Origin of the sequence: Nonomuraea solani, from assembly GCF_900108335.1 — a bacterium.
GTDB classification, from domain to species: domain Bacteria; phylum Actinomycetota; class Actinomycetes; order Streptosporangiales; family Streptosporangiaceae; genus Nonomuraea; species Nonomuraea solani.
Genome location: NZ_FNVT01000016.1, coordinates 30,960 through 52,409 on the forward strand (window position 1 = coordinate 30,960; position 21,450 = coordinate 52,409).

The 21,450-nt window shown below is 68.7% G+C and carries 20 protein-coding genes; 8 read left to right on the forward strand and 12 right to left on the reverse strand.

Going from position 1 to position 21,450, the window contains the following annotated elements; translation table 11 throughout:
* Positions 1-251: 251 nt before the first annotated feature.
* Positions 252-1,034, reverse strand: coding sequence for a class F sortase (locus tag C4V41_RS41265; protein WP_103961473.1), 783 nt, complete (start codon positions 1,032-1,034; stop codon positions 252-254).
* Positions 1,034-2,380 carry a hypothetical protein gene (locus tag C4V41_RS41270; protein ID WP_146103972.1) on the reverse strand — a complete coding sequence of 449 codons (1,347 nt, stop codon included), beginning with the start codon at positions 2,378-2,380 and terminating at the stop codon, positions 1,034-1,036. Before C4V41_RS41270 ends, C4V41_RS41265 begins: the two co-directional genes overlap by 1 nt.
* A gap of 250 nt (positions 2,381-2,630) precedes the next feature.
* Here C4V41_RS41270 and C4V41_RS41275 point away from each other — a divergent pair, with 250 nt between their 5' ends.
* The 3 genes from C4V41_RS41275 to C4V41_RS65555 are packed head-to-tail and all read left to right on the forward strand — an operon-like array spanning position 2,631 to position 4,163.
* Positions 2,631-3,776 (forward strand): acyl-CoA dehydrogenase family protein, encoded by a 1,146-nt coding sequence (locus C4V41_RS41275; RefSeq protein WP_103961475.1) that lies wholly within the window; start codon positions 2,631-2,633, stop codon positions 3,774-3,776.
* 44 nt (positions 3,777-3,820) lie between these two features.
* Positions 3,821-3,982, forward strand: a complete 162-nt coding sequence (locus C4V41_RS63360; protein ID WP_200824575.1) for a hypothetical protein — start codon at positions 3,821-3,823, stop codon at positions 3,980-3,982.
* 49 nt (positions 3,983-4,031) lie between these two features.
* Positions 4,032-4,163: a hypothetical protein gene (locus C4V41_RS65555; protein ID WP_268808786.1), complete on the forward strand. Its 132-nt coding sequence runs from the start codon at positions 4,032-4,034 to the stop codon at positions 4,161-4,163.
* On the opposite strand, the gene C4V41_RS41280 is transcribed toward C4V41_RS65555, so the two are convergent.
* From C4V41_RS41280 to C4V41_RS41300, 5 genes are all read right to left on the reverse strand, one after another.
* A complete protein-coding gene (locus C4V41_RS41280) occupies positions 4,164-5,606 on the reverse strand; it encodes a type 1 periplasmic-binding domain-containing protein (protein WP_146103973.1) in 1,443 nt (480 codons plus the stop codon). It lies immediately after the preceding gene.
* Positions 5,584-7,443, reverse strand: coding sequence for a hypothetical protein (locus tag C4V41_RS41285; RefSeq protein WP_103961477.1), 1,860 nt, complete (start codon positions 7,441-7,443; stop codon positions 5,584-5,586). Before C4V41_RS41285 ends, C4V41_RS41280 begins: the two co-directional genes overlap by 23 nt.
* Before the next feature lie 115 nt (positions 7,444-7,558).
* Positions 7,559-8,338: an alpha/beta fold hydrolase gene (locus C4V41_RS41290; RefSeq protein ID WP_103961478.1), complete on the reverse strand. Its 780-nt coding sequence runs from the start codon at positions 8,336-8,338 to the stop codon at positions 7,559-7,561.
* A gap of 15 nt (positions 8,339-8,353) precedes the next feature.
* A complete protein-coding gene (locus C4V41_RS41295; RefSeq protein WP_103961479.1) occupies positions 8,354-10,576 on the reverse strand; it encodes an ATP-binding SpoIIE family protein phosphatase in 2,223 nt (740 codons plus the stop codon).
* Positions 10,577-10,699: 123 nt separating this feature from the next.
* Positions 10,700-11,404, reverse strand: a complete 705-nt coding sequence (locus C4V41_RS41300; protein ID WP_103961480.1) for a metal-dependent transcriptional regulator — start codon at positions 11,402-11,404, stop codon at positions 10,700-10,702.
* 100 nt (positions 11,405-11,504) lie between these two features.
* On the opposite strand from C4V41_RS41300, the gene C4V41_RS41305 reads away from it, so the two are divergent.
* Positions 11,505-12,122 (forward strand): UdgX family uracil-DNA binding protein, encoded by a 618-nt coding sequence (locus C4V41_RS41305; protein WP_103961481.1) that lies wholly within the window; start codon positions 11,505-11,507, stop codon positions 12,120-12,122.
* 12 nt (positions 12,123-12,134) lie between these two features.
* Here C4V41_RS41305 and C4V41_RS41310 read toward each other — a convergent pair whose 3' ends face one another.
* Both C4V41_RS41310 and pdxH read right to left on the reverse strand, forming a co-directional pair.
* Entirely contained in the window at positions 12,135-13,379 is a 1,245-nt protein-coding gene (locus C4V41_RS41310) for an MFS transporter (RefSeq protein WP_103961482.1), read from the reverse strand.
* Between the two features lie 10 nt (positions 13,380-13,389).
* Entirely contained in the window at positions 13,390-14,043 is a 654-nt protein-coding gene (pdxH, locus tag C4V41_RS41315; protein ID WP_103961483.1) for a pyridoxamine 5'-phosphate oxidase, read from the reverse strand.
* Positions 14,044-14,222: 179 nt separating this feature from the next.
* On the opposite strand from pdxH, the gene C4V41_RS41320 reads away from it, so the two are divergent.
* Positions 14,223-15,329, forward strand: a complete 1,107-nt coding sequence (locus tag C4V41_RS41320; protein ID WP_103961484.1) for a citrate synthase 2 — start codon at positions 14,223-14,225, stop codon at positions 15,327-15,329.
* Between the two features lie 234 nt (positions 15,330-15,563).
* On the forward strand, positions 15,564-17,132 hold the full coding sequence (locus C4V41_RS41325; protein ID WP_160150565.1) for a peroxidase family protein: 1,569 nt from the start codon (positions 15,564-15,566) through the stop codon (positions 17,130-17,132).
* Here the strand turns inward: C4V41_RS41325 and C4V41_RS41330 are convergent.
* Positions 17,092-17,979 (reverse strand): LuxR C-terminal-related transcriptional regulator, encoded by an 888-nt coding sequence (locus C4V41_RS41330; protein WP_200824576.1) that lies wholly within the window; start codon positions 17,977-17,979, stop codon positions 17,092-17,094. The genes C4V41_RS41325 and C4V41_RS41330 overlap by 41 nt on opposite strands.
* 169 nt (positions 17,980-18,148) lie before the next feature.
* Between C4V41_RS41330 and serC the strand changes: the two genes are divergently transcribed.
* The gene (gene serC / locus C4V41_RS41335) at positions 18,149-19,258 is read left to right on the forward strand and encodes a phosphoserine transaminase (protein WP_103961487.1); all 1,110 of its coding nucleotides are present in this window, start codon (positions 18,149-18,151) and stop codon (positions 19,256-19,258) included.
* Between the two features lie 111 nt (positions 19,259-19,369).
* Positions 19,370-19,942, forward strand: coding sequence for a TIGR00645 family protein (locus C4V41_RS41340; RefSeq protein WP_103961488.1), 573 nt, complete (start codon positions 19,370-19,372; stop codon positions 19,940-19,942).
* Here the strand turns inward: C4V41_RS41340 and C4V41_RS41345 are convergent.
* Positions 19,939-20,574, reverse strand: a complete 636-nt coding sequence (locus tag C4V41_RS41345) for a rhomboid family intramembrane serine protease (protein WP_103961489.1) — start codon at positions 20,572-20,574, stop codon at positions 19,939-19,941. The genes C4V41_RS41340 and C4V41_RS41345 overlap by 4 nt on opposite strands.
* Before the next feature lie 105 nt (positions 20,575-20,679).
* Positions 20,680-21,444, reverse strand: coding sequence for a crotonase/enoyl-CoA hydratase family protein (locus C4V41_RS41350; protein WP_103961490.1), 765 nt, complete (start codon positions 21,442-21,444; stop codon positions 20,680-20,682).
* Positions 21,445-21,450: the final 6 nt, after the last annotated feature.

Sequence of the window (21,450 nt, forward strand, 5' to 3'; positions counted from 1 at the left end):
AGCCGCTGTTGGCGTCGCGACTATGAAGAGCGAACAAACGGAGACGACAAGCGCACCCATCAGTCCCAACGCGGACGTCTTATGGGCGAGGCGGCGCCACGCCTGGGACATAAGCACGGGTCCATCTCCGTTTCAAAGCAGTGTCAACAGTCGTGCCAGAATTCCAGCCGTTGGTCACGGTTAGGTTGAGATCCTACGAACTGTCCCTGTCAACTTCCCGTAAACCGCCAAATCGGCCACAGCTTACCGGGTCAGCCCTTCTTCTTTGACAGCGTTGCGTACACGACGATGTTGTCCGTGTAACTATGCGCGGTCTTGTTGTAGACCCCGCCACAAGTGATGAGCCTGAGCTGGGCATCGTTCGTGTTCCCGTACACGCGGTTGGTCGGGAACGACGTCTTGCTGGCCTGCTCGATCCCACTCACCGTGTACCGGGTGACCTTTCCGTCCGACCGATACACGTAGATGTGGTCGCCCTTGGCAAGTTCGCGCAGCCGGTCGAAGACGGCGGGGCCCTTGCGGGTGGCGACGTGGCCGTTGATGATCGACGGCCCGGCCTCCCCCGGCACCGGCGAGAACCGGTACCAGCCCACCTGGTTGGGCTTGCTCAGCGGCGGGGTGCCCAGCTTGCCCTTGATGTTCACCGTGACCGCCCCGACCGGCGCGTTCACCTTGATCTTGGGGATCTTGATACGACTGGGCCTGGCCTTGACCTTGGCGGCCCGGGTCTTCGGTGCGGGGATCGGCGCGACGACCGGCAGGGCCGCCAGCGGCGGGGGCGCGTCCAGGCGAGCCGGGGTCAGAGGTGCGTTCTTGCCACCTGGCCCGACCGTCGCCGGGAGGACGAACGCGCCCGCGTTCGACACCTCCACCTTGGTCGGCTGGTCCTTGGCCGCCGCGAGCGGCGTCGACCCGTCCTGGACCGGGGGCGCCAGCGAGAGCAGGCTCACCATGACCAGGCCGACACCGCCGAGTGACCCGGCGACCAGCAGCCCGGGCAGCGCCCTCTGCATCGGTGTCTTCTGCTCGGCCATCACTGCGCTCCTCCCGCGTGCTCGGCCCTGCGCCGGCGCAGCAGCAGCCCGCTGCCCGCGCTCCCCAGCACCACCGCCATACCGGTGGCCATCAGTCCGTACGGCCGCTCGACCTCCGGCGCCTCACCACTGTCCACACCGCCCTTGGGCGTCTTGCCGATCTGCGCCCTGTAGTACTTCGTCGCGGTCGGCCCGGTGGACTTCGGCGTGGACGTGCCCGTACCGGTCGCCTGGGGCACCACGATCACGCGGCCCAGGCTGTCGGTCACAGTGCCGGCGGCGGGGGGCGTGGTGTGGTCGTCAGGGTCGGGATCGGGATCCGGGTCCGGGTCCGGGTCGTTCGTGGGAGTGTCGCTCGGGTCGGGTGAGTTCGTGTCCGTGGGACCCGACTTCGGCCGGACCGTCACTTCGATCGACACCGGAGTGGCCACCGGGCTGCACTTCGCGCTGTGGTATCCGGTCGGCGTCTGCGCCGTGGTGGTCGACACCTCGAACGCGTCCAGCCAGGTGAACTTGGTCCCGTCGGCCGCGGCGTTCACGATCTTGATCTTGTGCTTGCCGTACGTCAGGTTCGGCGACGTCCACAGGTCCTGACCGCCGTCGAGGTCGTCGTTGACGGGGTCGTCGTCGGCGTCGCGCGAGGGGTCGATCGTGGCCCGCTTGACATCGTCGATGAAGATGTCGACCGGACCGGAGTCCTTGTCCGTCGGCCCGATGTACGTCACGCCGGTGCCGACGAAGGTCAGCTCGGCAGAGGAGCCGGGCACGTTGCTCTGGTGCAGGTCGTTGTGCACGTGGTTCTCGGAGCCCGGCCGGTCGTTCAGCTCCGTCCAGCCGGGGCCGTACACGATCTGCATGTCGCTCGGATTGTCGGTGTCGTCACCGTCGTTGACGAGGACGTCGCCGTCCGGCGGGGTGAAGTCGAGCTCGATGTCCTTGGGTGTGATCTTGACGGTGCCGGCCTTGTTGGTCAGGCCGGGGTCGTTCATGATCGGCGGCAGGGAGAGCTCGTCGTCGGGACGCAGCGCGTCCTCCTGCTCGGCGCTGCCCCTGGGCTGGAGAATGCCCACCCAGTCCTTGCTGAGCTGGACGTTGCCGGTGGCGTGCACCTGGCCGCCCGGGCCGAAGTAGCCCGGCGACTGCAGGCGGCTGCCGTCCCCGGTGTAGCTCATCTTCCAGGTGAAGTTGAGCGGGTCGCCGACCGTGAGGTCCGTGGCGAACGTGAGGTTGGTGGTCAGCCTGACCGAGCCGCCATGTCGCACGATGGGGCTGGGGCCCACGGCGACGCACGAGTAGTCGATGACGAGATCGGCCGGCGCGGCCGACGCGGGTACGTTGGGCAACACCACTAGACCTAAGGTCGCCACAGACCCAACCGATGCGGCGATCAACGCGTTGCGCCACCGACTCACGGGAGACTCCGATCACCCACAAATAGACCGAGGGTAGATCTTAAGGGCCAAACCACGCGCAACACATACGGAATGCCGTCTCTCAGAGCACTTGTGATGAAGCCGTGTCCACAGTCTCCTGCCGCACCGCAAAAGCGGGTATACCTGACGGTAACAGAATGGAATTCTGTGACTGGAGGCACTGATGCAGCGAGATCTCTTCGACGAGGAGCACCTGCTCTTCCGGGAGACCGTGCGCGAGTTCATGACCCGCGAGGTCGTGCCGAACCACCCCCAGTGGGAGAAGGACGGCATCGTCCCGCGTGAGGTCTGGAAGCGGGCCGGGGAATTGGGCATGTTCGGGTTCTCGGTGCCGGAGGAGTACGGCGGCGCGGGAATCACCGACTTTCGCTACAACGCGGTGATCGTCGAAGAGATCATCAGAAGTGCGGCCAGCGGACTCGGTTTCTCGTTGCACAACGACGTCATGGCCCCGTACATCGTGGAACTGACCAACGACGAGCAGAAACAGCGCTGGCTGCCCGGATTCGTGAGCGGCGAGCTGATCACCGCCATCGCCATGAGCGAGCCGGGCGCCGGCAGCGACCTGCAGGGCATCAGGACCACCGCCGTACGCGACGGCGACCACTACCGGGTCAGCGGGCAGAAGACGTTCATCACGAACGGGATCAACGCCGACCTGGTCGTCGTGGTGGCCAAGACCGACCCCGAGGCGGGCGCCAGGGGCACGACGCTGATCGTCGTGGAGCGGGGCATGGAGGGGTTCGGCCGCGGGCGCAACCTGGAGAAGGTCGGCATGAAGGCGCAGGACACCGCCGAATTGTTCTTCGACAACGTCCGCGTACCGGTCGCCAACCGCCTCGGCCCGAACGACGGCGAGGGCTTCTTCCAGCTCATGCACAACCTGCCGCAGGAACGCCTGTCGATCGCCGTGGCCGCGGTCGCCGCCGCGGAGGTCGTGCTGGAGCAGACCATCGAATACTGCAAGTCGCGTCAGGCCTTCGGCCGGAGCATCGGCTCGTTCCAGAACACCCGGTTCGTCCTCGCCGAGCTGGCCACCGAGACCGACATCGCCCGCCACTACGTCGACAAGTGCATCGTCGCGCTCAACGCCGGCCAGCTCACGGCGGTCGACGCGGCCAAGGCCAAGTGGTGGACCACCGAACTGCAGACCAAGGTCATCGACCGCTGCCTCCAGCTCCACGGCGGGTACGGCTACATGATGGAGTATCCAGTCGCCAAGGCGTGGCTGGACAGCCGGGTCCAGACCATCTACGGCGGCACCACCGAGATCATGAAGGAGATCATCGGGCGGTCGTTCGGGTTCTAGTTCCTGGCGCGCGGGTGACGGCCTGAGCCCGCATACTGGACAACATGGACGGCGGCCTGATCCTCCTGGTCTTCCTGGCGTTACTGTTCGCCTGGGGACTCAACCGTGTACGCCGGATGTTCCGCCTGGGACCCGTGGGCTACATGGGCGTGGTGATCGTGTTCGTCATCGCCATGCTGCTCGTCTGGGGCCAGACCAAGCTCTGACACATCGCCTCGACGAAGCGGCCGAGCAACATCCCGCAGGGAGTGGCAGGTGCTCAACGCCATAGCCCAAGGCGGCGGCTCACCGAAGCGGTTCCGGCAGCGGATGACCGAGGGCGTGATCCCGGAGGACTACCACGCGACCGTCGACGTGCTCCGCCGCATGGCGGGCAACCTCGCCTGACTACGGTTTCAGGCTCACCCAGTCTTCGACCGTCGTGGTGTGGTCCGGCCGGCGTCGCATGAGAGGGAGTTCGGGCCGCAACGTGGTGCCGTCCTTGAGGATCTTGATGTGGCCGCTCGCGCCACCCAACTCCAGGGACCCGCTGCGGAGTGCCCCCGCCACGTCCTCCGGTAGCAGTTGCGTCCCCTTCACACGTGAGGGAAGCAGATTGTCGATCGCCTTGATGGCGACATAGACGGCATCGTGGTGCATGATCGCGTCACCGTCGTCCATGCTCTTCTCTTCGGGGAATAGCCGCCCGTACGCTCTTTCGTTGTTTCCCACGAACCTGCTCTTGATCGCCTCCGGGACAACGCTCTTGCTGTTCGTCACGTTCTCCTTGGGAGCCAGGGCCGTGTAATAGAGCTGGAGCTTCCCGTCGCCGTCGGTCCAGGTGGCCCCCTTGTCCAGCTCACTGGTGTCGTCGCCCGAGATGATCTTGACCTCGCGCCCGACGCAGCCGTGCGCCCTGCTGAGGGCGTCCAGCAGCGAGGGAAGCTGCTCGGCGCGTCCCGCGTAGAAGACATAGTCGGCTCCCCAGGTGCAGAGCCGATCGGCGTTGATCCCCATGACGGCACCGGCCGTGCTGGTCGAGGAGTCGAACGCCTTGCCCTCCATGAGCTCCACGTTCGGCGCGTCCTTGAGCACGCTCGCGTACGTGTCGTGCAACGTCTTGGCGTAGTGCTGCGAGGAGTTGGTGTCCTCGACGATGACCGCCTTGATCTTCTTGCCGGCCCGCAGGGCGAACTGCGCCCCCGCCGTCGCCTGATCGCTGTTGAGCGGCGCCAGCCGGACGAACCCGGCCTGCCCCTTGAACTTGTCGGAGGTGAGGACCGCGGCGACCATCGCGACTTTGTCCTCGCTCAACCGCGTGACCACGTTGAACGTGGTGGAGGTGCTGGCGCCCAGCCCGACGACGGCCGCGATGTGGTCACTCGCCACCCGGGCCCGCAGGTCCTTGACGGTGTCCTCCCAGTCGTCCGGCCCGCTGCTCCCCACGAGCAACCTGACGTGCGACGCCTGGCTCTGCGTCTCGTTGTGCCACAACTGCGCCAGATAGGAGCCCTGCAACGCGTGCCTCATGGCCTCCTTGCTCATCCCGGCCTCCTGCCAGTCAGCCGACAGCGGCAGCAGCACCACGATGGTCACGTAGTCGGTGGGATTCTTCTTCAGCACCTCGGCGTTGTGGGCCTGGATCTTGCCCATCACCCCGCTCATCTCCTCGCCGAACGCGTCGGCGGCGTCGCTCAGCCGGGCGGGTTCCCACAGCGCGAAGTGCACGGCACCGGCGGCCAACAGCGTGGCGACCGCGGCCACGGCCCCGAGTTTGAGCCTGCGGCGACGGCTCGTGTAGCGCTCGTCGGGCGGGATCCGGGGGCTGCTAACGCTCTGGACGTCGCTCATACCTATCGGCCTCTCCTAGCAGCGTCGAACGACCGGTCTTGCAGTAGGAGACCAGCCCTCTGAACTGGCGCGCGATCTCCTCGGCGCACCGGCCGGTGGGGTCGAGCAGGGGATCGAGCCAGAACCAGCGGGCCACGACCAGCGCCCGGATCACCGTGTCCCGGCCGAGCCGTTCGGGGTCGGCGGGGTCGGTGGCCAGCGCGCCGTGCGTCAACTCCAGGGAACGGTCCAGCGGCAGGCGATTGGGCGCCGTGGTCACGCGTTCGTACAGCTTGATCCACTCCCGCAGGCGGCTGTCCTCACCGTCGTGGCGGTCCAGCGCCTCGAACCGCTCGCCGAGGAACCGCACCACCTCTCTCAAGTGGGGATCGTCCGGGGTTTCCCCCGTCACGCGGGCGAGCCGGTGCGACATGGCGGCGGCCAGGTCGGCTTCGCCGCGTTCGCGGTAGAACCGCTCCATCGTCTGGTGTACGTCGTCCCAGCGGGCCGGATCAGCGGCGAGCCGGTGCAGCAGGAGCCGCCGCAACCAGTCATGGATGACGGTGACCTGCGGGCCCCCGCTGCCCGGCGCGGGCCGGATGCCCGACTCGTTCTCCTCCAGGCTCTGGCCGACGAGCCACAGCCGGTCAGCCAGCTCGTCGCGCAACTGCGGGGCCAGGCCGGTGAACGGGGCGTCGATGGCGTCGTCCACGTTCCTGACCGCCGACCAGGCGATCAGGAGGTCGCGGTACGGCAGGCGCTCGGGCAGCAGGCGGTAGAGAGCGTTGTCCTTGTACAGGACGCCGCGGAACTCGTCGTCGTCGCCCACGTTGCCGGTCAGCTCGATCAGCAGGCCGGTCGCGGACGGATATCCCCTGGTCAGCTCCCATGCGGCGATCGCGTACGGCCCCCACATGGGATCGGCGGGCACGGCCGGCAGGAGCACCGGGCACCACCAGCGGTGCTCCGCCCTGCCGCGCCGCCGCATCCAGGCACCGTGCGTGGCCTCGCCGGCCGTGAGCGGGTGGTTGGCGTCCGGCAGGACGACGCCGGGACGCGTCCACTGGGCCACCGCCCGCGGCCAGGTCTTCGACGCGGCCACCACGACCAGCGGGGCCTGGGTCTCGCGCCGCGTCATGGCCGTGGTGAGGGCCCGCAGCAGGGCGTCGCCCGCCGGGAAGTCGACGTCGTCGAGCAGGACCAGGCAATTGCGCGGGTAGCGGCGTCTGGTCCAGGCACGCGCGAGATCCTCCAGCAGGGCGTCGCAGAGGACGCTCGACACGAACTCCGTCCGGTCCTTACCTCGTTGGCTGAGGTCGCGGGCGAGATCCACGATGTTGCCACCGGGCAGGCGCCGGGTGAGCCAGCCTCTCGCCTCACGATGGAGGAAATCGGTGCCGACGGGAAGCGGCAGCGCGAATTGTGTGGTGGAAACCGCAAATTTCAGAAATGGCCCCACATCTGGAATGCAGGACAGCATATCCCCCAGCGAGCCCAGATTTATGGGCGGATTGACCCTGTTTCCGCGAAGAACACTTTGTAGCTGCTCTTCCATCTCCGAATCCGGCAAAGCGGGATCCAGCTTGAGAACGAGCAGCGTGAACACCGTACGCGGCAACCTGACCTTGCGCAGCACCACGAGATCGTGCGCGAGCTGCTGCACGAGCGCCAGCACCGAGCCCCCGGCCGACGGATGCAGGGGCAGGTGGACGACAGGAGACACCGGCCCGACGACACTGCCGGCGATCCGGCTCAGCGCGGTGGTCTTCCCCATGCCCGGCGGTCCGAGCAGCAGAATGACGGGAAGCTCGGGTTCCCCGGCGGGATGCGTAAAAGTCAGGCATTTCGCCAGCAGCATGTACCAGGAATCATCCGAGGAGAAGTCCGCCATATGCTACCCAATGGGATAATTCGCGGTTAGGCCCGCTACCTTTACCCCAGCATATTGACGACTCTTTACGGACGCGCGACTTTCACGAAATAGCGCCGGCTTCCAGGATGACCCGGGCCACCAGTTCGGGATCATCACTCATCGGCACATGCCCGCAGCCCTTGAGCAGCTTGACCCGGTGCCCCGACCACCGCGCCGCGCGCACGGCCTGGCGGCGTACCAGCAGCCGGTCGTGCTCGCCCCACGCGATCGTGATGGGCGTCTTCGGCGGGGCGGGCGGCATCAGCCCGGCGAACGACTCCAGGGTCTCGTCGAACCCGGCCGCCCGGCCCAGCGCCTGCGTGGCCGCGATCAGCGCCGTCGGCTCCAGCCTGGCCGGACGGGCGACCAGGACCCCGGCGGTGATCGCGCGCAGGTAGCGGTTCTCGGCCATCCTGACCAACTGCTCCTGGGGCATCGACCGGGCCGAGGCACGCAGGGCGCGCAGCACCGACTGGCAGTAGAGCAGCTCAGAACGGGACCAGAAGCCGGCCGGGGACAGCGCGGTCGCCGTACGGACGACACCCCGCGAGGCCAGCTCCAGCGCGATGTAGCCGCCGAGCGAGTTGCCCGCCACGTCGGGCTCGCGGATGCCGAGCAGCGCGCAGAACGACTCGACCGCGTCCGCCAGCGACTCGGCGGTGTAGGGAGTGCGGTCGGGCAGGCCAGGAGAGACCCCGAATCCGGGCAGGTCGACCGCGATGACCGTCCGCGCGGCGGCCAGCCGGTCCATGACCGGCAACCACGCCTGCCAGTGGTGACCGATGCCATGGATGAGGATCAGCGGCGCGCCGGTGCCCCGGCGCTCGAAGGCCAGCTCCATGGCGTCAGTGAATCATCACCTGCCGCGTGTGGGAATCTCGAACCAGACGGCTTTGCCTTCCCTGGTGGGTCGCGAACCCCATCGCTTCGCGAGCTGGTCGACCAGGTAGAGCCCGCGCCCGCCCTCGTCGTTCTCCCCCGCGCTGCGGATGCGCGGCAGCCGCAGGTCCTGGTCGAACACCTCGACCCAGACCGAGTCCTCGCCCCTGCGCAGCCTCAGCGTGAACTCCTTGTCGCCGACCAGCTCGTCTTCGTAGCCCGGCATGTCCCAGGACTCCTCGAACGGCAGCGGCGGCCCCTCCACCATGAGCTCCCTGCGGGGCACGTTGGCGGTGGCGGCGTGCAGCACCACGTTGGTGACGACCTCGGAGACGAGCAGGCAGGCCAGCTCGGCGCGCTCTTCGGGCACGTTCCACCCGGAGAACGCCTCCGCCGCCATGCGCCGCGCCTCGCCCACCATGATCGGCTGGGCCGGGAACGTGCGCTCCTCGACGTCGAGGTCGACGTCGCTGGAGCGGACCACGAGGATGGCCATGTCATCGTCGATCTCGCCGGGCACCGCGACCGTGGCGGCGTCGGCGACGCGCTCAACCTCGGCGTCGGACATCTTGGCCAGCTTGTCACAGAGCACGCCCAACGTCTCGGCTTCGCTGGGCATTCGGCCATCCCGGCCTGGCCGGCGGTCCACCAGACCGTCGGTGTAGAGGAGCAGCGCGGCACCCGGCGGGAGCGTGCGGGTCTCCTCCTTGTAGACCAGGTCGGCGTGCAGGCCCTTGGCGCGCACCCCGAGCGGCTGGCCGACCTCCTCGATGTCGAGCTCGACGCACTGGCCGTCGACCAGCAGCAGCGGCGCGGCGTGCCCGGCGTTGGCGAAGGAGAGCTGGCGGGACCAGGCGTCGTAGACCAGGTATTGGCAGGTCACGATGGGCGGGACGCTGACGTCGGCGCCGTTGTCGTCCTGCTCGGGGGTGGCGATGATGCGGGTCCACTCGTCGAGCCTGGCCAGGATGTCGGCCGGTGACTTGTCGTCTTGGGCGAAGGCCCGCAGCGCCGCCCTGAGCTGGCCCATGATGGCCGCGGCCTTGGCGCCCCTGCCCTCGACGTCGCCGATCACGATGCCGACGCGGCCGGCCGACAGCGGGATCACGTCGTACCAGTCGCCGCCGACCTGGGTCTGGATGCCCTGCCCGTGCGAGGCCAGCGGGGCCGCCGGGTAGTAGCGCACCGCGATGTCGAGCCCGTCGAGCTTCGGCAGCGCGCGGGGCAGCAGGTGCTTCTGGAACGACTCGGCCGTGTGCCGCTCCTCCTCGAACAGCAGCGCGTTGTCGATCGCGAGCGCGACCCGGGTGGCGATGGCCCCCACGAAGTCGCGGTCGAAGGCGTCGTAGTGGGGGCTACGCCGGTCGGTGAGGTTGGACAGGCCGAGGTACATCAGCCCGAGCGTCTCCCCGCGCACCAGCAGCGGGGCCACGATCGCCGAGGTCATGCCGATCTCGCCGCACAGCCGCGCGCTGTTCTCGTGGGGCGCGGGGTAGCGGCTGGTGGCGAAGTCTTCGACCAGGATGGTCTCCTGGCGGCGCAGCGCCGTGTCCGCGTAGTGGCCGGAGGGGTAGCGGATCTCGGCGCCCACCGGCTTCCATGTTCCCGATGGCGGCGTCCACCCCTGTACGTGCTGCGAGACCCGGCGGACGAGCCGGTCACCCTCCATCAGCTCGATGAAGCAGTGGTCGGCGAACTGGGGGATGAGCATCTCGGCGACCCGCTTGAGCGTCTCCTCGACGTAGAGGGAGCCCGCCAGGCGCTCGCCGATGCGCTCCAGCAGCCCGAAGCGGTCCTTCTCCCGCTCGTTGCTGCGCAGCGCCTCGCGAGCCATGATCACGATGCCCGTGACCGAGCCCGAGGTGTGCCGCAGCGGCACGGCCTGGGCCCGGACGTAGACGATGGTGCCGTCGCCGCGCCTGACGTCGAACGTGCCTTCCCACACGCCGCCCTTGAGCACGTGCTTGGCCAGCTCGATGGCGAGCGGGTGGTCCTTCTCCATGATCCCGAGGGACAGGACCGACGCGTCACGTGCGGGCGACTTGCCCTGACGGCCGAAAAGTTTTTCGGCGAATGGATTCCAATAGAGGAGGTTGCTGAAACGATCGGTGACGACCACGGCCATTTCGGCGTGATCGAGCACGGATCCGGCAGCAAGGTGATCAGCCGCTTCTTGTGACAGATCCCCCCATCGCTTCATCCGGAGACCACTCCTCGGGGTGGCGTGTCTGCACAGCGGACCACGGGCGCTCCTGCAACAGTCTTGGCCAGGGGAGAGTGGAGGGCCTCCCAAGAGGGATTCAACCAAGCAGCCGCGCGCGCGTCAGCGCTTGGAGACAAATACGTGCGCGGCGACATCGCGCGGAAGCTCCGCGGGAGTGTCCTTAGCGTCACCGTCACCTGTCACCCGCACACCGTCGTCGCTCGCCGCGAGCGTCACCTCGCGTCCGGGTTGTATCCCAACTTGCTTGAGTTTAAGCATCAGAGCAGGATCGCTTTGCACTTGTTCGCTAATTCGACGCACGACGACGGGTGTGTCGCGTGGGCCCGCGAGGTCCGTCATGGATGTCAAGAGGCTCACGCCGCTTTCGGCCGCCTCTTTGGCGCCCAGCTCGGCCAGCCCGGGGATCGGATTGCCGTGCGGGCAGGTCGTCGGGTTGTCGAGCAGCGTCACCAGACGCGCCTCGACCGACTCCGACATGACGTGCTCCCAGCGGCACGCCTCGATGTGCACCTCTTCCCAGGGAAGGCCGATGACCTGCGTGAGCAGGCATTCGGCGAGGCGGTGCTTGCGCATCACGCGTGTGGCCAGGGTGCGGCCGAGGTCGGTCATGGACAGATGCCGGTCACCCTCGACGCGGACGAGACCATCGCGCTCCATGCGGGCGACGGTCTGGCTGACGGTGGGGCCGCTCTGCTGCAAACGCTCCGCGATGCGGGCGCGAAGGGGGACGATGCCCTCCTCTTCGAGCTCGTAAATGGTGCGGAGGTACATCTCCGTGGTGTCGATCAGGCCGTGTGCGGTCAAGGCTCCTCCCAACTGAATGTTACGCCGGTCGTGGCGGGGACTGAGCCCATCCGCTGCGGGCACAGGAATCACACGAACCCTATTGGGAGAACGACCGACGATGGTCAAGGACGGCAACAACGGGGCGGCCGGGTTCCTTCCCGACCGGCTCGACCTCCCGGCGCTGCGCGCCGCCGCCTCCTGCTGTGAGGGCTGCGACCTCTATCGGAACGCCACGCAGACCGTGTTCGGGGAGGGTCCGCGCCGGGCGAAATTCATGCTCGTGGGCGAGCAGCCGGGCGATCAGGAGGACCGTCAGGGGCACCCGTTCGTGGGCCCGGCGGGGCGCATTCTGGACAAAGGACTGGAAGAAGCGGGGATCGCGCGCGAGGAGGTCTACCTCACGAACGCGGTCAAGCACTTCTCTTTCACCCCGCGAGGGAAAAGAAGAATTCACCAGAAGCCGACGGCGGCCGAGATCGACGCCTGCCGGCCGTGGCTCGACGCCGAGCTGGCCGTGGTGCGTCCCGAGGTGGTCGTCGTGCTCGGCGCCTCGGCGGCCAGGGCGCTGCTGGGGCGGGACTTCCGGGTGACGCGGCAGCGCGGGGAGCCGGTGCCGCTGGGGGACGCGGTCGCGGTGGCGACCATCCACCCGTCGGCCGTCCTGCGCGCACCCGACAGGGACGAGGCGTACGCGGGCTTCCTGGCCGACCTCCGGGCGGCGAGCCGGGTCTCCTGAGAGCGCAGGTCCCTAACGGGTCTTCTTGGCGCGGAAGTTCCTGAAGCCGGTCACCGACAGCCCCACGGCCAGCACGGTGACGGCGCACGCGATGCCGCCGCCCACCCACGCCCCGGTCAGCCCGAACGCCGTCGCGGTGGCCCCCGCCCGCAGGTCGCCCAGTCGCGGCCCGCCCGCCACGACCACCATGAAGGCCCCCTGCAGCCGTCCCCGCATCTCGTCGGGCGCGTAGAGCTGCAGGATCGACTGCCGCCACACCGACGAGATGACGTCCGCCATCCCGCCCACGGCCATGAACAGCACCACGAGCCACAGATCGTGCGCGAGCCCGGCGGCGGCCACGGCCAGCCCCCAGACCGCGATGACGATCGACAGCGCCACCCCCTGCCGCGACACCCGGCCCACCCAGCCGGAGAACAGCGCGCCGGCCACGGCGCCCATGGCCATGGCGGAGTTCATCCAGCCGAGCGCCAGCATGGAGCCGCCGAACCGCTCGGCGGCCAGCTCGGGATAGAGCGCGCGCGGCATGGCGAACACCATCGCGATGATGTCCACGACGAACGACATCATCAGCACCGGGCTCCTCACGATGAAGCTGAGCCCCTCGACGACGGCCCGGGCTCCTGGACGTCTCACCTCGCCCAGCGGAGGCAGTGAGGGCAGTCTCAGCGCCGCGTAGAGGCTCCCGGCGAAGAGCAGGGCGTCCACCGTGTACGCCGCCGCGAACCCCCCTTTGGTCAGCGCCACCGCCCCCACCATCGGCCCCGCCACCGCCCCGATGCTGTAGACCAGCGAGTTGAGCGCGTTGGCGGCGGGCACCAGCTCCGGCTCCATGATCCGCGGAATGATCGCGCCCCTGGTCGGCCCGGTGATCGCGAAGCCGGTGGAGTTGAGCGCGACCGCGGCGAAGATCAGATAGATGTTCCGCAGGTCGAGCAGGGCCTGGACGAGAATGAACAGGGTGGCCGCCCACGCGATCAGCGAACCGATGATGAGCAACTTGCGCCGGTCCACGGCGTCGGCGACCGCCCCGCCCCACAGCCCGAACACGATCAGCGGGATGAGGTTGGCCATGCCCAGCAGCCCGACCCAGAACGAGGAGTGGGTCAGCTCCCAGACCTGCTGCCCGACCGCCACGACGGTCACGCCGACGCCGACGTGGGAGACGGCCTGGCCCACCCAGATCCGCCGGTACGCGGGCACGCCCAGCGGCCGGGTGTCTACCAGATGACGCTTGACCACATCCCCGAATGCCACTTAGAGAACATTAAGGGGCAAGCCTTTCCAAAACCCACCCGGGCCTCGTCCGCCGGTAACGCAGCCTGTCATGCATCCGATCGAGCTGCCCCTGCCAGAACTCCACCTCGATCGGGTCGACCCGGTAACCGCCCCAGAAATCGGGCACCGGCGGATCCTCGGGCCAGCGCGCCGCCAGCTCCTCGTAGCGGGCGTCGAGGTCCTCGCGCGAGCGCACCACGGCCGACTGCCGCGAGGCCCAGGCGCCGATGCGCGACCCGTAGGGGCGGGAGGCGAAATAGTGGGCGGACTCCTCGTGGGAGATCCGCGTGACGATGCCCTCGACGCGCACCTGGCGGCGCACCGGGTGCCAGGGGAACAGCAGCGAGGCCCGGGGGTTCTCGGCCAGGTCGCGCCCCTTGCGCGACTCGTAGTTGGTGTAGAAGACGAATCCGCGTTCGTCGTAGCCCTTCAGCAGGACCGTCCTGGCGCTGGGGCGCCCGCCGGCGGAGGCGGTGGCCAGGATCATGGCGTTGGGTTCGGGCAGGCCGGCGTCGAGCGCGTCCTGGAACCAGGTGGTGAATTGCGCGATGGGGTCGGACGAGAGATCTGATTCGAGCAGCGGCCGGCCCTCGTACGTACGGCGAAGCCCCGCCAGCAAGGGCGGGCGCGGGGTGGCATCCACGAGACGGTATTCTTGCGCGCTTGCGTGGCGGATCCCACGCACCACCCCCGACCAGCGGGTTTGGCCTTACGGCGGGTCCCGAGACCGACCATGAGCTGGGAGGGGGTTAAATTGACCCGCCGGTATCTCGACATCAAGGCATTGCCCAAACATGGCAACAGAAGGGGAGGCGGCCGAGCATGTCCGACTTCAAACCCGGGCTCGAAGGCGTCGTAGCTTTCGAAACCGAGATCGCGGAACCGGACAAAGAAGGGGGCGCCCTTCGATACCGGGGCGTCGACATCGAAGAGCTGGTCGGCCGTGTCCCGTTCGGGCACGTTTGGGGCCTGCTGGTCGACAACAAGTTCCAGCCGGGCCTGCCCCCGGCGGAGCCGTACCCCATCCCTGTCCACTCCGGTGACATCCGCGTAGACGTACAGAGCGCGCTGGCCATGCTGGCTCCGGCCTATGGCTTCAAGGCTCTGCTCGACATCAGTGACGAGGAGGCGCGCGACCAGCTCGCCCGTGCCTCCGTGATGGCCCTCTCCTTCGTTGCGCAGTCCGCGCGCGGCCTCGGCCTGCCGATGGTGCCGCAGAGCCGCGTCGACGAGGCCAAGACCATCGTCGAACGTTTCATGATCCGCTGGCGCGGTGAGCCTGATCCGAAGCACGTCAAGGCCATCGACGCCTACTGGACCTCCGCCGCCGAGCACGGCATGAACGCCTCGACGTTCACCGCCCGCGTCATCGCCTCCACCGGGGCCGACGTGGCGGCCGCGCTCTCCGGTGCCGTCGGCGCCATGTCGGGCCCGCTGCACGGCGGCGCCCCGGCCCGCGTGCTGCACATGATCGAGGGCGTCGAGCAGCTCGGCGACGCCAAGAAGTACGTCCAGGGCGAGCTCGACAAGGGCAACAGGCTCATGGGCTTCGGGCACCGCGTCTACCGCGCCGAGGACCCGCGTGCCCGCGTGCTGCGACGCACCGCCAAGGAGCTCGACGCGCCTCGCTACGAGGTCGCGGCGGCGCTGGAGCAGGCCGCGCTGGAGGAGCTGCACGCCCGCAAGCCCGACCGGGTGCTGGCCACCAACGTGGAATATTGGGCGGCCGTGGTCCTCGACTTCGCCGAGGTGCCGTCGCACATGTTCACCTCGATGTTCACCTGCGCCCGCACGGCCGGCTGGGCCGCGCACATCCTTGAGCAGAAGCTGACGGGCCGTCTGGTCCGCCCGAGCGCCAACTACATCGGCCCGGCCTCTCGCCCGCTCGGCGAGGTTCCCGGCGCCGACGAGGTGACCGGCAAGTTCTGATCTCCCCACGGCTACCGCGCGGCGCACGCCTCGCGGTAGCCGTTTCGTTTTCCCCGAGGTAAGACGAAACGCACTAGGGGAAAGTGGTTCCTTGACCGCCTCCTGTCAACGGCTCAGCCTGACTGCAGGCAATCCCCAGCCCTCCCAAGAGCAGGCCCCGACGATCCCGCCGCAGCGGGCTCGTCCATGCCCGCCTGCCCCTCCTCCGATGGGAGGGCGGTAAGGAGGCACGTCATGAGCTCATCCAACGGCGAGCCCACATCCGGCTTAACCAGGCGCGGCTTCCTGGCGGGCGTGGGAGTGGGGGCGGCGACCCTGACGCTCACCCCCGCCGAGGCCCTCGCCAAGGTCGTGACGGCCCAGGCCGGCGGCCTGGCCACCGCACCCGACAGGTTCGGGCGGGTCTTCAACCTGCCCCCGTTCGCGGACTTCAACGCACCCTCCCTGAGAGGGGCCCTGCTGGAGATGGGCCGCACCGGCGGCGTCGTCGACGCCAAGGACCCGCTCCAGGAAGGCCCGATCCGCCTGATCACCAACCCCGAGCTCAGCCCGAACAACCTGGACAACGCCTCGCACACGGCGGGCCTGACGTTCCTGGGCCAGTTCATCGACCACGACATGACGTTCGACGAGGCCTCGCCGCTCGGCGTGGTGACGGCGCCCGAGGAGTCACCCAACTCCAGGACGCCGGGCTTCGACCTCGACAGCGTCTACGGCGGTGGCCCCGCCGCCGACCCCCGGCTCTACAACCCCTCCGACACCGCCAAGTTCCGGATCGAAAGCGGCGGCAGGTTCGAGGACGTCCCCCGTACGGCGAACCGCACGGCGATCATCTCCGACCCCCGCAACGACGAGAACCTCATGATCAGCGGGCTGCACGCCGCGTTCCTGCTGTTCCACAACCGCGTCGTGGACCATCTGCGGGCCGCCGGACAGCAGGGCAACGTCTTCGAGGCCGCCAGGCAACTGGTCAGGTGGCACTACCAGTGGCTGGTGCTCAGGGAGTTCCTGCCGCTCACCATCGGCCAGAGCGTCGTCGACGACATCCTGAGGAACGGGCGGCGCTTCTACCGGCCGGCGGCCGGGGAGCAGTTCATCCCCGTCGAGTTCCAGGGCGCGGCCTACCGGTTCGGGCACAGTCAGGTACGTCCGTCCTACCGCGCGAACCTCGCGGGCAACGCCGACAACACGCCCTTCTTCGGCTTCATCTTCGACCCCGCGGGACAGGGCCAGGCCGACCCCGTGGACCTCCGTGGCGGGGCCAGGGCGCCCAGGCGCTTCATCGGCTGGCAGACGTTCTTCGACTTCGGAGACGGCGAGGTACGGCCGAACAAGCGCATCGACACCAAGATCTCCACCCCGCTGCTCAACCTGCCGCTGGGCGCCATCCCCTCCGGCGACCCGCCCACGTCGCTGCCACAGCGGAACCTGCTGCGCCACGTCACCTGGTCGATCCCGTCGGGGCAGAACATCGCGCGCGCGATCGGCGTACCGGCCCTGGAGGCCCAGCACTTCCCCGAGTTGCAGGCGATCGGCCACGGCCTGCCCGCCAGCACCCCGCTCTGGTACTACGTGCTCAAGGAGGCCGAGGTCCTGGCCGGCGGCCTGCGCCTGGCGGGCGCAGGCGCCAGGATCGTCGGCGAGGTCTTCATCGGGCTGCTGCAGCTCGACCAGAGCTCGTTCCTGCGTACCAACCCGACCTGGCGGCCGACGCTGCCACGGCGGTCCGGCGCCACGGGCGACTTCCGGATGGTCGACCTGCTCACCTTCGCGCGGGTGGACCCGGCGAGCCGGGGCCAGTGAGTCCGGTGCGGGGCCGCTCACCGGGCGGCCCCGCGGCCACCAGCCCCGCGCGGTAGGCGATCGTCAGGGCCTCGGCGCTGTTGTGCGCGCCGAGCTTCCTGAACAGCCTGGCCCTGGTGCTCTCCACGGTCTTGCTCGCGATCCCGAGCAGCCGGGCGGTCTGCCTGATCGTGTGGCCGAGGGCGATCGCGCGCAGCACGTCCGCCTCGCGCGCGGTCAGCCTCGGTACGGGATTCAGCGGCCGCCCCGCGCCCGCCCCCACCACCAGGTAGTCCTTGGACACCAGGTCCAGGACCGCGCACAGGTGGTCCGGCACGTCCCGCAGCCACAGAACGGCTTGGGCGCCGTTCGCGATGGCCTCCGCCACCGTCGCGGCCTGGGGCGCCGCCGACGGCACCGCCACGGCCAGGGCCCCGAGGCGCGCGGGCAGCGCCCAGTCGGCCGCCACGGGGTCCACCAGCACCGCCGTGCACCGGATCCCGGCCCAGTCCAGCGCGTCCTCGTCGTACGGAAGCGCGTCCCGCAGCACGGCCAGCGCCCGCCCGCACTCGATCAGCGCCCGCGCCACCACCTCGAAGGCGATGGGGCACTTGGACTGCACGACCACCAGGTCACGGCCGGGCACCTCCGCCGGGCGCGGCACGTTCCCCGGCAGGCCGAGCAGCCCGCGGAAGACGGCCTGCCCAGGGCCGGCGACGCCGAGCTTGCGGTAGATGCGCCGCCGGTGGTTCTCCACCGCGCAGCGGGAGACGGACAGCAGGTCGGCGATCTCCTGGGCGCTGTGGCCCGAACCGGTCAGAGAGAGGATCTCCAGCTCTCTGACGGTCAGGACATAAGCATCTTCCATGGCCATCACGCCTCATGCGACTTGACTGGAACGTGAGATTCCCGGAGCGCTTAGTCAAGTGTGCGGGCATCACAGGCGTCCTGACATGGCGTCGGAGATGAAAGTTTCACAGGTCTCAAAATCCGGACCGCGTGCGAGCCATTCCGCGCAGGTCGGTAGGCTCCGTTACGTGGCTGACATCGTAATTCCCGCTGACATCAAGCCCGCCGACGGCCGATTCGGCTGCGGGCCCTCGAAGGTTCGTCCCGAGCAACTGGCCGCGCTCGCCGCCTCCGGCGCGAGTCTCATGGGCACCTCCCATCGCCAGAAGCCCGTCAAGAACCTGGTCGGCCGCGTGCGCTCCGGCCTGGCCGACCTGTTCTCGCTGCCCGAGGGCTACCAGGTCGTGCTCGGCAACGGCGGCACCACCGCGTTCTGGGACATCGCCGCCTTCGGGCTGGTCCGCGAGAAGTCCCAGCACCTGTCGTTCGGCGAGTTCTCCTCGAAGTTCGCCACGGTCACCAAGAAGGCGCCCTGGCTGGCCGAGCCGAGCGTCATCAAGGCCGAGGTCGGCACCTTCCCGACGGCGGTCGCCGAGGACGGCGTCGACGTCTACGCGCTCACCCACAACGAGACCTCGACCGGTGTGGCCATGCCGATCAGCCGCGTGGGCTCCGACGACTCGCTGGTGCTCGTAGACGCCACCTCCGGCGCCGGCGGCCTGCCCGTCGACATCGCCGAGACCGACGTCTACTACTTCGCGCCGCAGAAGAGCTTCGCCTCCGACGGCGGCCTGTGGATCGCGATCATGTCGCCGCGCGCGCTGGCCAGGGTCGAGGAGATCGCCGCGTCCGGCCGCTACGTGCCGGAGTTCTTCAGCCTGCCCGTCGCGATCGACAACTCCGCCAAGGACCAGACCTACAACACCCCCGCGGTGGCGACGCTGTTCCTGCTGGCCGACCAGCTCGACTGGATGAACGGCAACGGCGGCCTGGCCTGGACCACGGCCCGCACGGCCGACTCCAGCCAGCGCCTCTACACGTGGGCGGAGAAGTCCTCCTACGCCACGCCGTTCGCCGCGCCCGAGTTCCGCTCGCAGGTGGTCGGCACGATCGACTTCTCCGACGACGTCGACGCCGCGGCCGTGGCCAAGGTGCTGCGCGCCAACGACATCGTCGACACCGAGCCCTACCGCAAGCTGGGCCGCAAGCAACTGCGCGTCGCGATGTTCCCGGCCATCGACCCGGCCGACGTCGAGAAGCTGACGACCTGCGTCGACTACGTGGTCGAGCGCCTCTAGTCGTCCCCGCGAGAACCCGCGAGACCCCGCGAGTCCCCTTGGCCGGCACCGGCGTCATCGGTGCCGGCCGTTTCGTACGTCCCTCCGGCCTAGGAACCCTCTTTGCCCGACATGACCCCCTCCGGCCGCAGGAGCGCGCGGCCGAAGAGCCTCGGCTATCTCATGTTCGCCAGCCGCTGGCTCCAGGTCCCGCTCTATCTGGGCCTCATCGTGGCCCAGGCCGTCTACGTCTGGCAGTTCGCGCTCGAACTGTGGCACCTGATCGAGACGGTCTTCCTGCACAAGGAGACGACGCTGGTGGCGCCCTCGCCCGAGGTCGTGGTCATGCTGACGGTCCTGGCGCTCATCGACGTGGTGATGATCTCCAACCTGCTGATCATGGTGATCATCGGCGGCTACGAGACCTTCGTCTCCCGCATCGACCTCAACGACCACCCGGACGAGCCGGAGTGGCTCTCCCACGTCAACGCGAACGTGCTGAAGGTCAAGCTGGCCACCGCCATCATCGGCATCTCGTCGGTGCACCTGCTGCAGACGTTCATCCGCGCGCAGTCGACCCCCAACGACAAGATCATGTGGCAGACGATCATCCACCTGGCCTTCGTGGCCTCGGCCATCGGCCTGGCCTACATCGACCGCCTGCTGGCCACCTCACCCGCCGAGCACACCCGCTCGCACCTCTAGAACGAGTACGGCTGCGCGGCCGGCACCGCCCGCTTGCGGCGCAGCACCCAGCCGGCCACCACGCCGCCCACGAGGCCGAACAGGTGCCCCTGCCAGGAGATGCCCTCCTGGTTGGGCAGCAGGCCCGCCAGGATCCCCCAGTAGGCGATGCCCACGCCGACGGCGATGGCGATGTCGAGGAGCCTGCGGTCGAACAGGCCGCGGGCCAGGATGTAGCCGAAGTAGCCGAACACCAGGCCGCTCGCGCCCACGGTGTAGACCATCGGGCTGGCCACCCAGGTGCCCAGGCCACCGATGAGGATGATCATCACGGTGGCCCAGAGGAACTTGCGCACATCACGAAGCCCGGCCAGGAAGCCCAGGATCAGCAGCGGCAGCGAGTTGGCGATGAGGTGACCGAAACCGATGTGCAGGAACGGGGCGAAGATGATGCCCACCAGCCCGTCGGGGTCCCAGCCGCGGATGCCGAACTGGTAGTCGAGCGCGCCGTTGAGGAAGAAGTCGACACCCTCGACCACCCACATGACGGCGAGCATGCCGACGACGATGATGAGCGCGCTGAGCGCACCGGACAGCAGGGCTCCGGCACCGCGCTTGGCCGACTCGAAGCTGGAACCCGAATAGTCGCTCATGCGCTCTCCCGGTAGTTCGTCTCCTCTTTCTTTACCGTAACCAGGAACGGCTACGCGCGCGTTAAAGAGTCCCCTCCCGCTCTTTGAGGCCGCGGGAGGGGCCGGTCACTCGCCCTTCCACTGAGGGGCGCGCTTCTCCGCGAACGCGGCGGCACCCTCCATGGCGTCCTTCGAGCCGAAGACCGGGTTGATGATCGGGCCTTGCCGCTTGAACATCTCTTCCAGCGGCCAGTCCTGCGACTCGATGACGACCTTCTTGGTCGCGGCGAGCGCGAGCGGGGCGTTGGCGGCGATCTTGCGGGCCAGCTCCAGGGCGCCCTCAAGGGCCGCGCCGGGCTCGGTGATCCGGTTGACCAGGCCGAGCTCGTACAGGCGGGAGGCCGGGTAGTGGTCGCCGGTCAGCGCGATCTCCATGGCCACGTGGTACGGGATCCGCCGCGGCAGCCGCATGATCCCGCCCGCGCCCGCCACCAGGCCGCGCTTGGGCTCGGGCAGCCCGAACTTGGCCTCCGACGACGCCACGATGACGTCGCACGCCAGGGCCAGCTCGAACCCGCCGGCGAGCGCGTAGCCCTCCACGGCGGCCACCAGCGGCTTCCTGGGCGGCGCCTCGGTCAGGCCGCCGAACCCACGGCCCTCGACCACCGGGAAGTCCCCGGACAGGAACCCCTTGAGGTCCATGCCCGCGGAGAAGGTGCCGGCGGCCCCCGTCAGAACGTAAGCGGAAATGTCGGGACGAGCGTCCAGCGTGTCCAGCGCCTCGGCCACGCCCCTGGCCACCGCTCCGTTGATGGCGTTGCGGGCCTTGGGCCGGTTGATGGTGAGAATCGCCACATTGCCGGACTCTTCGACGAGCACTTCGTCAGACACGTGACC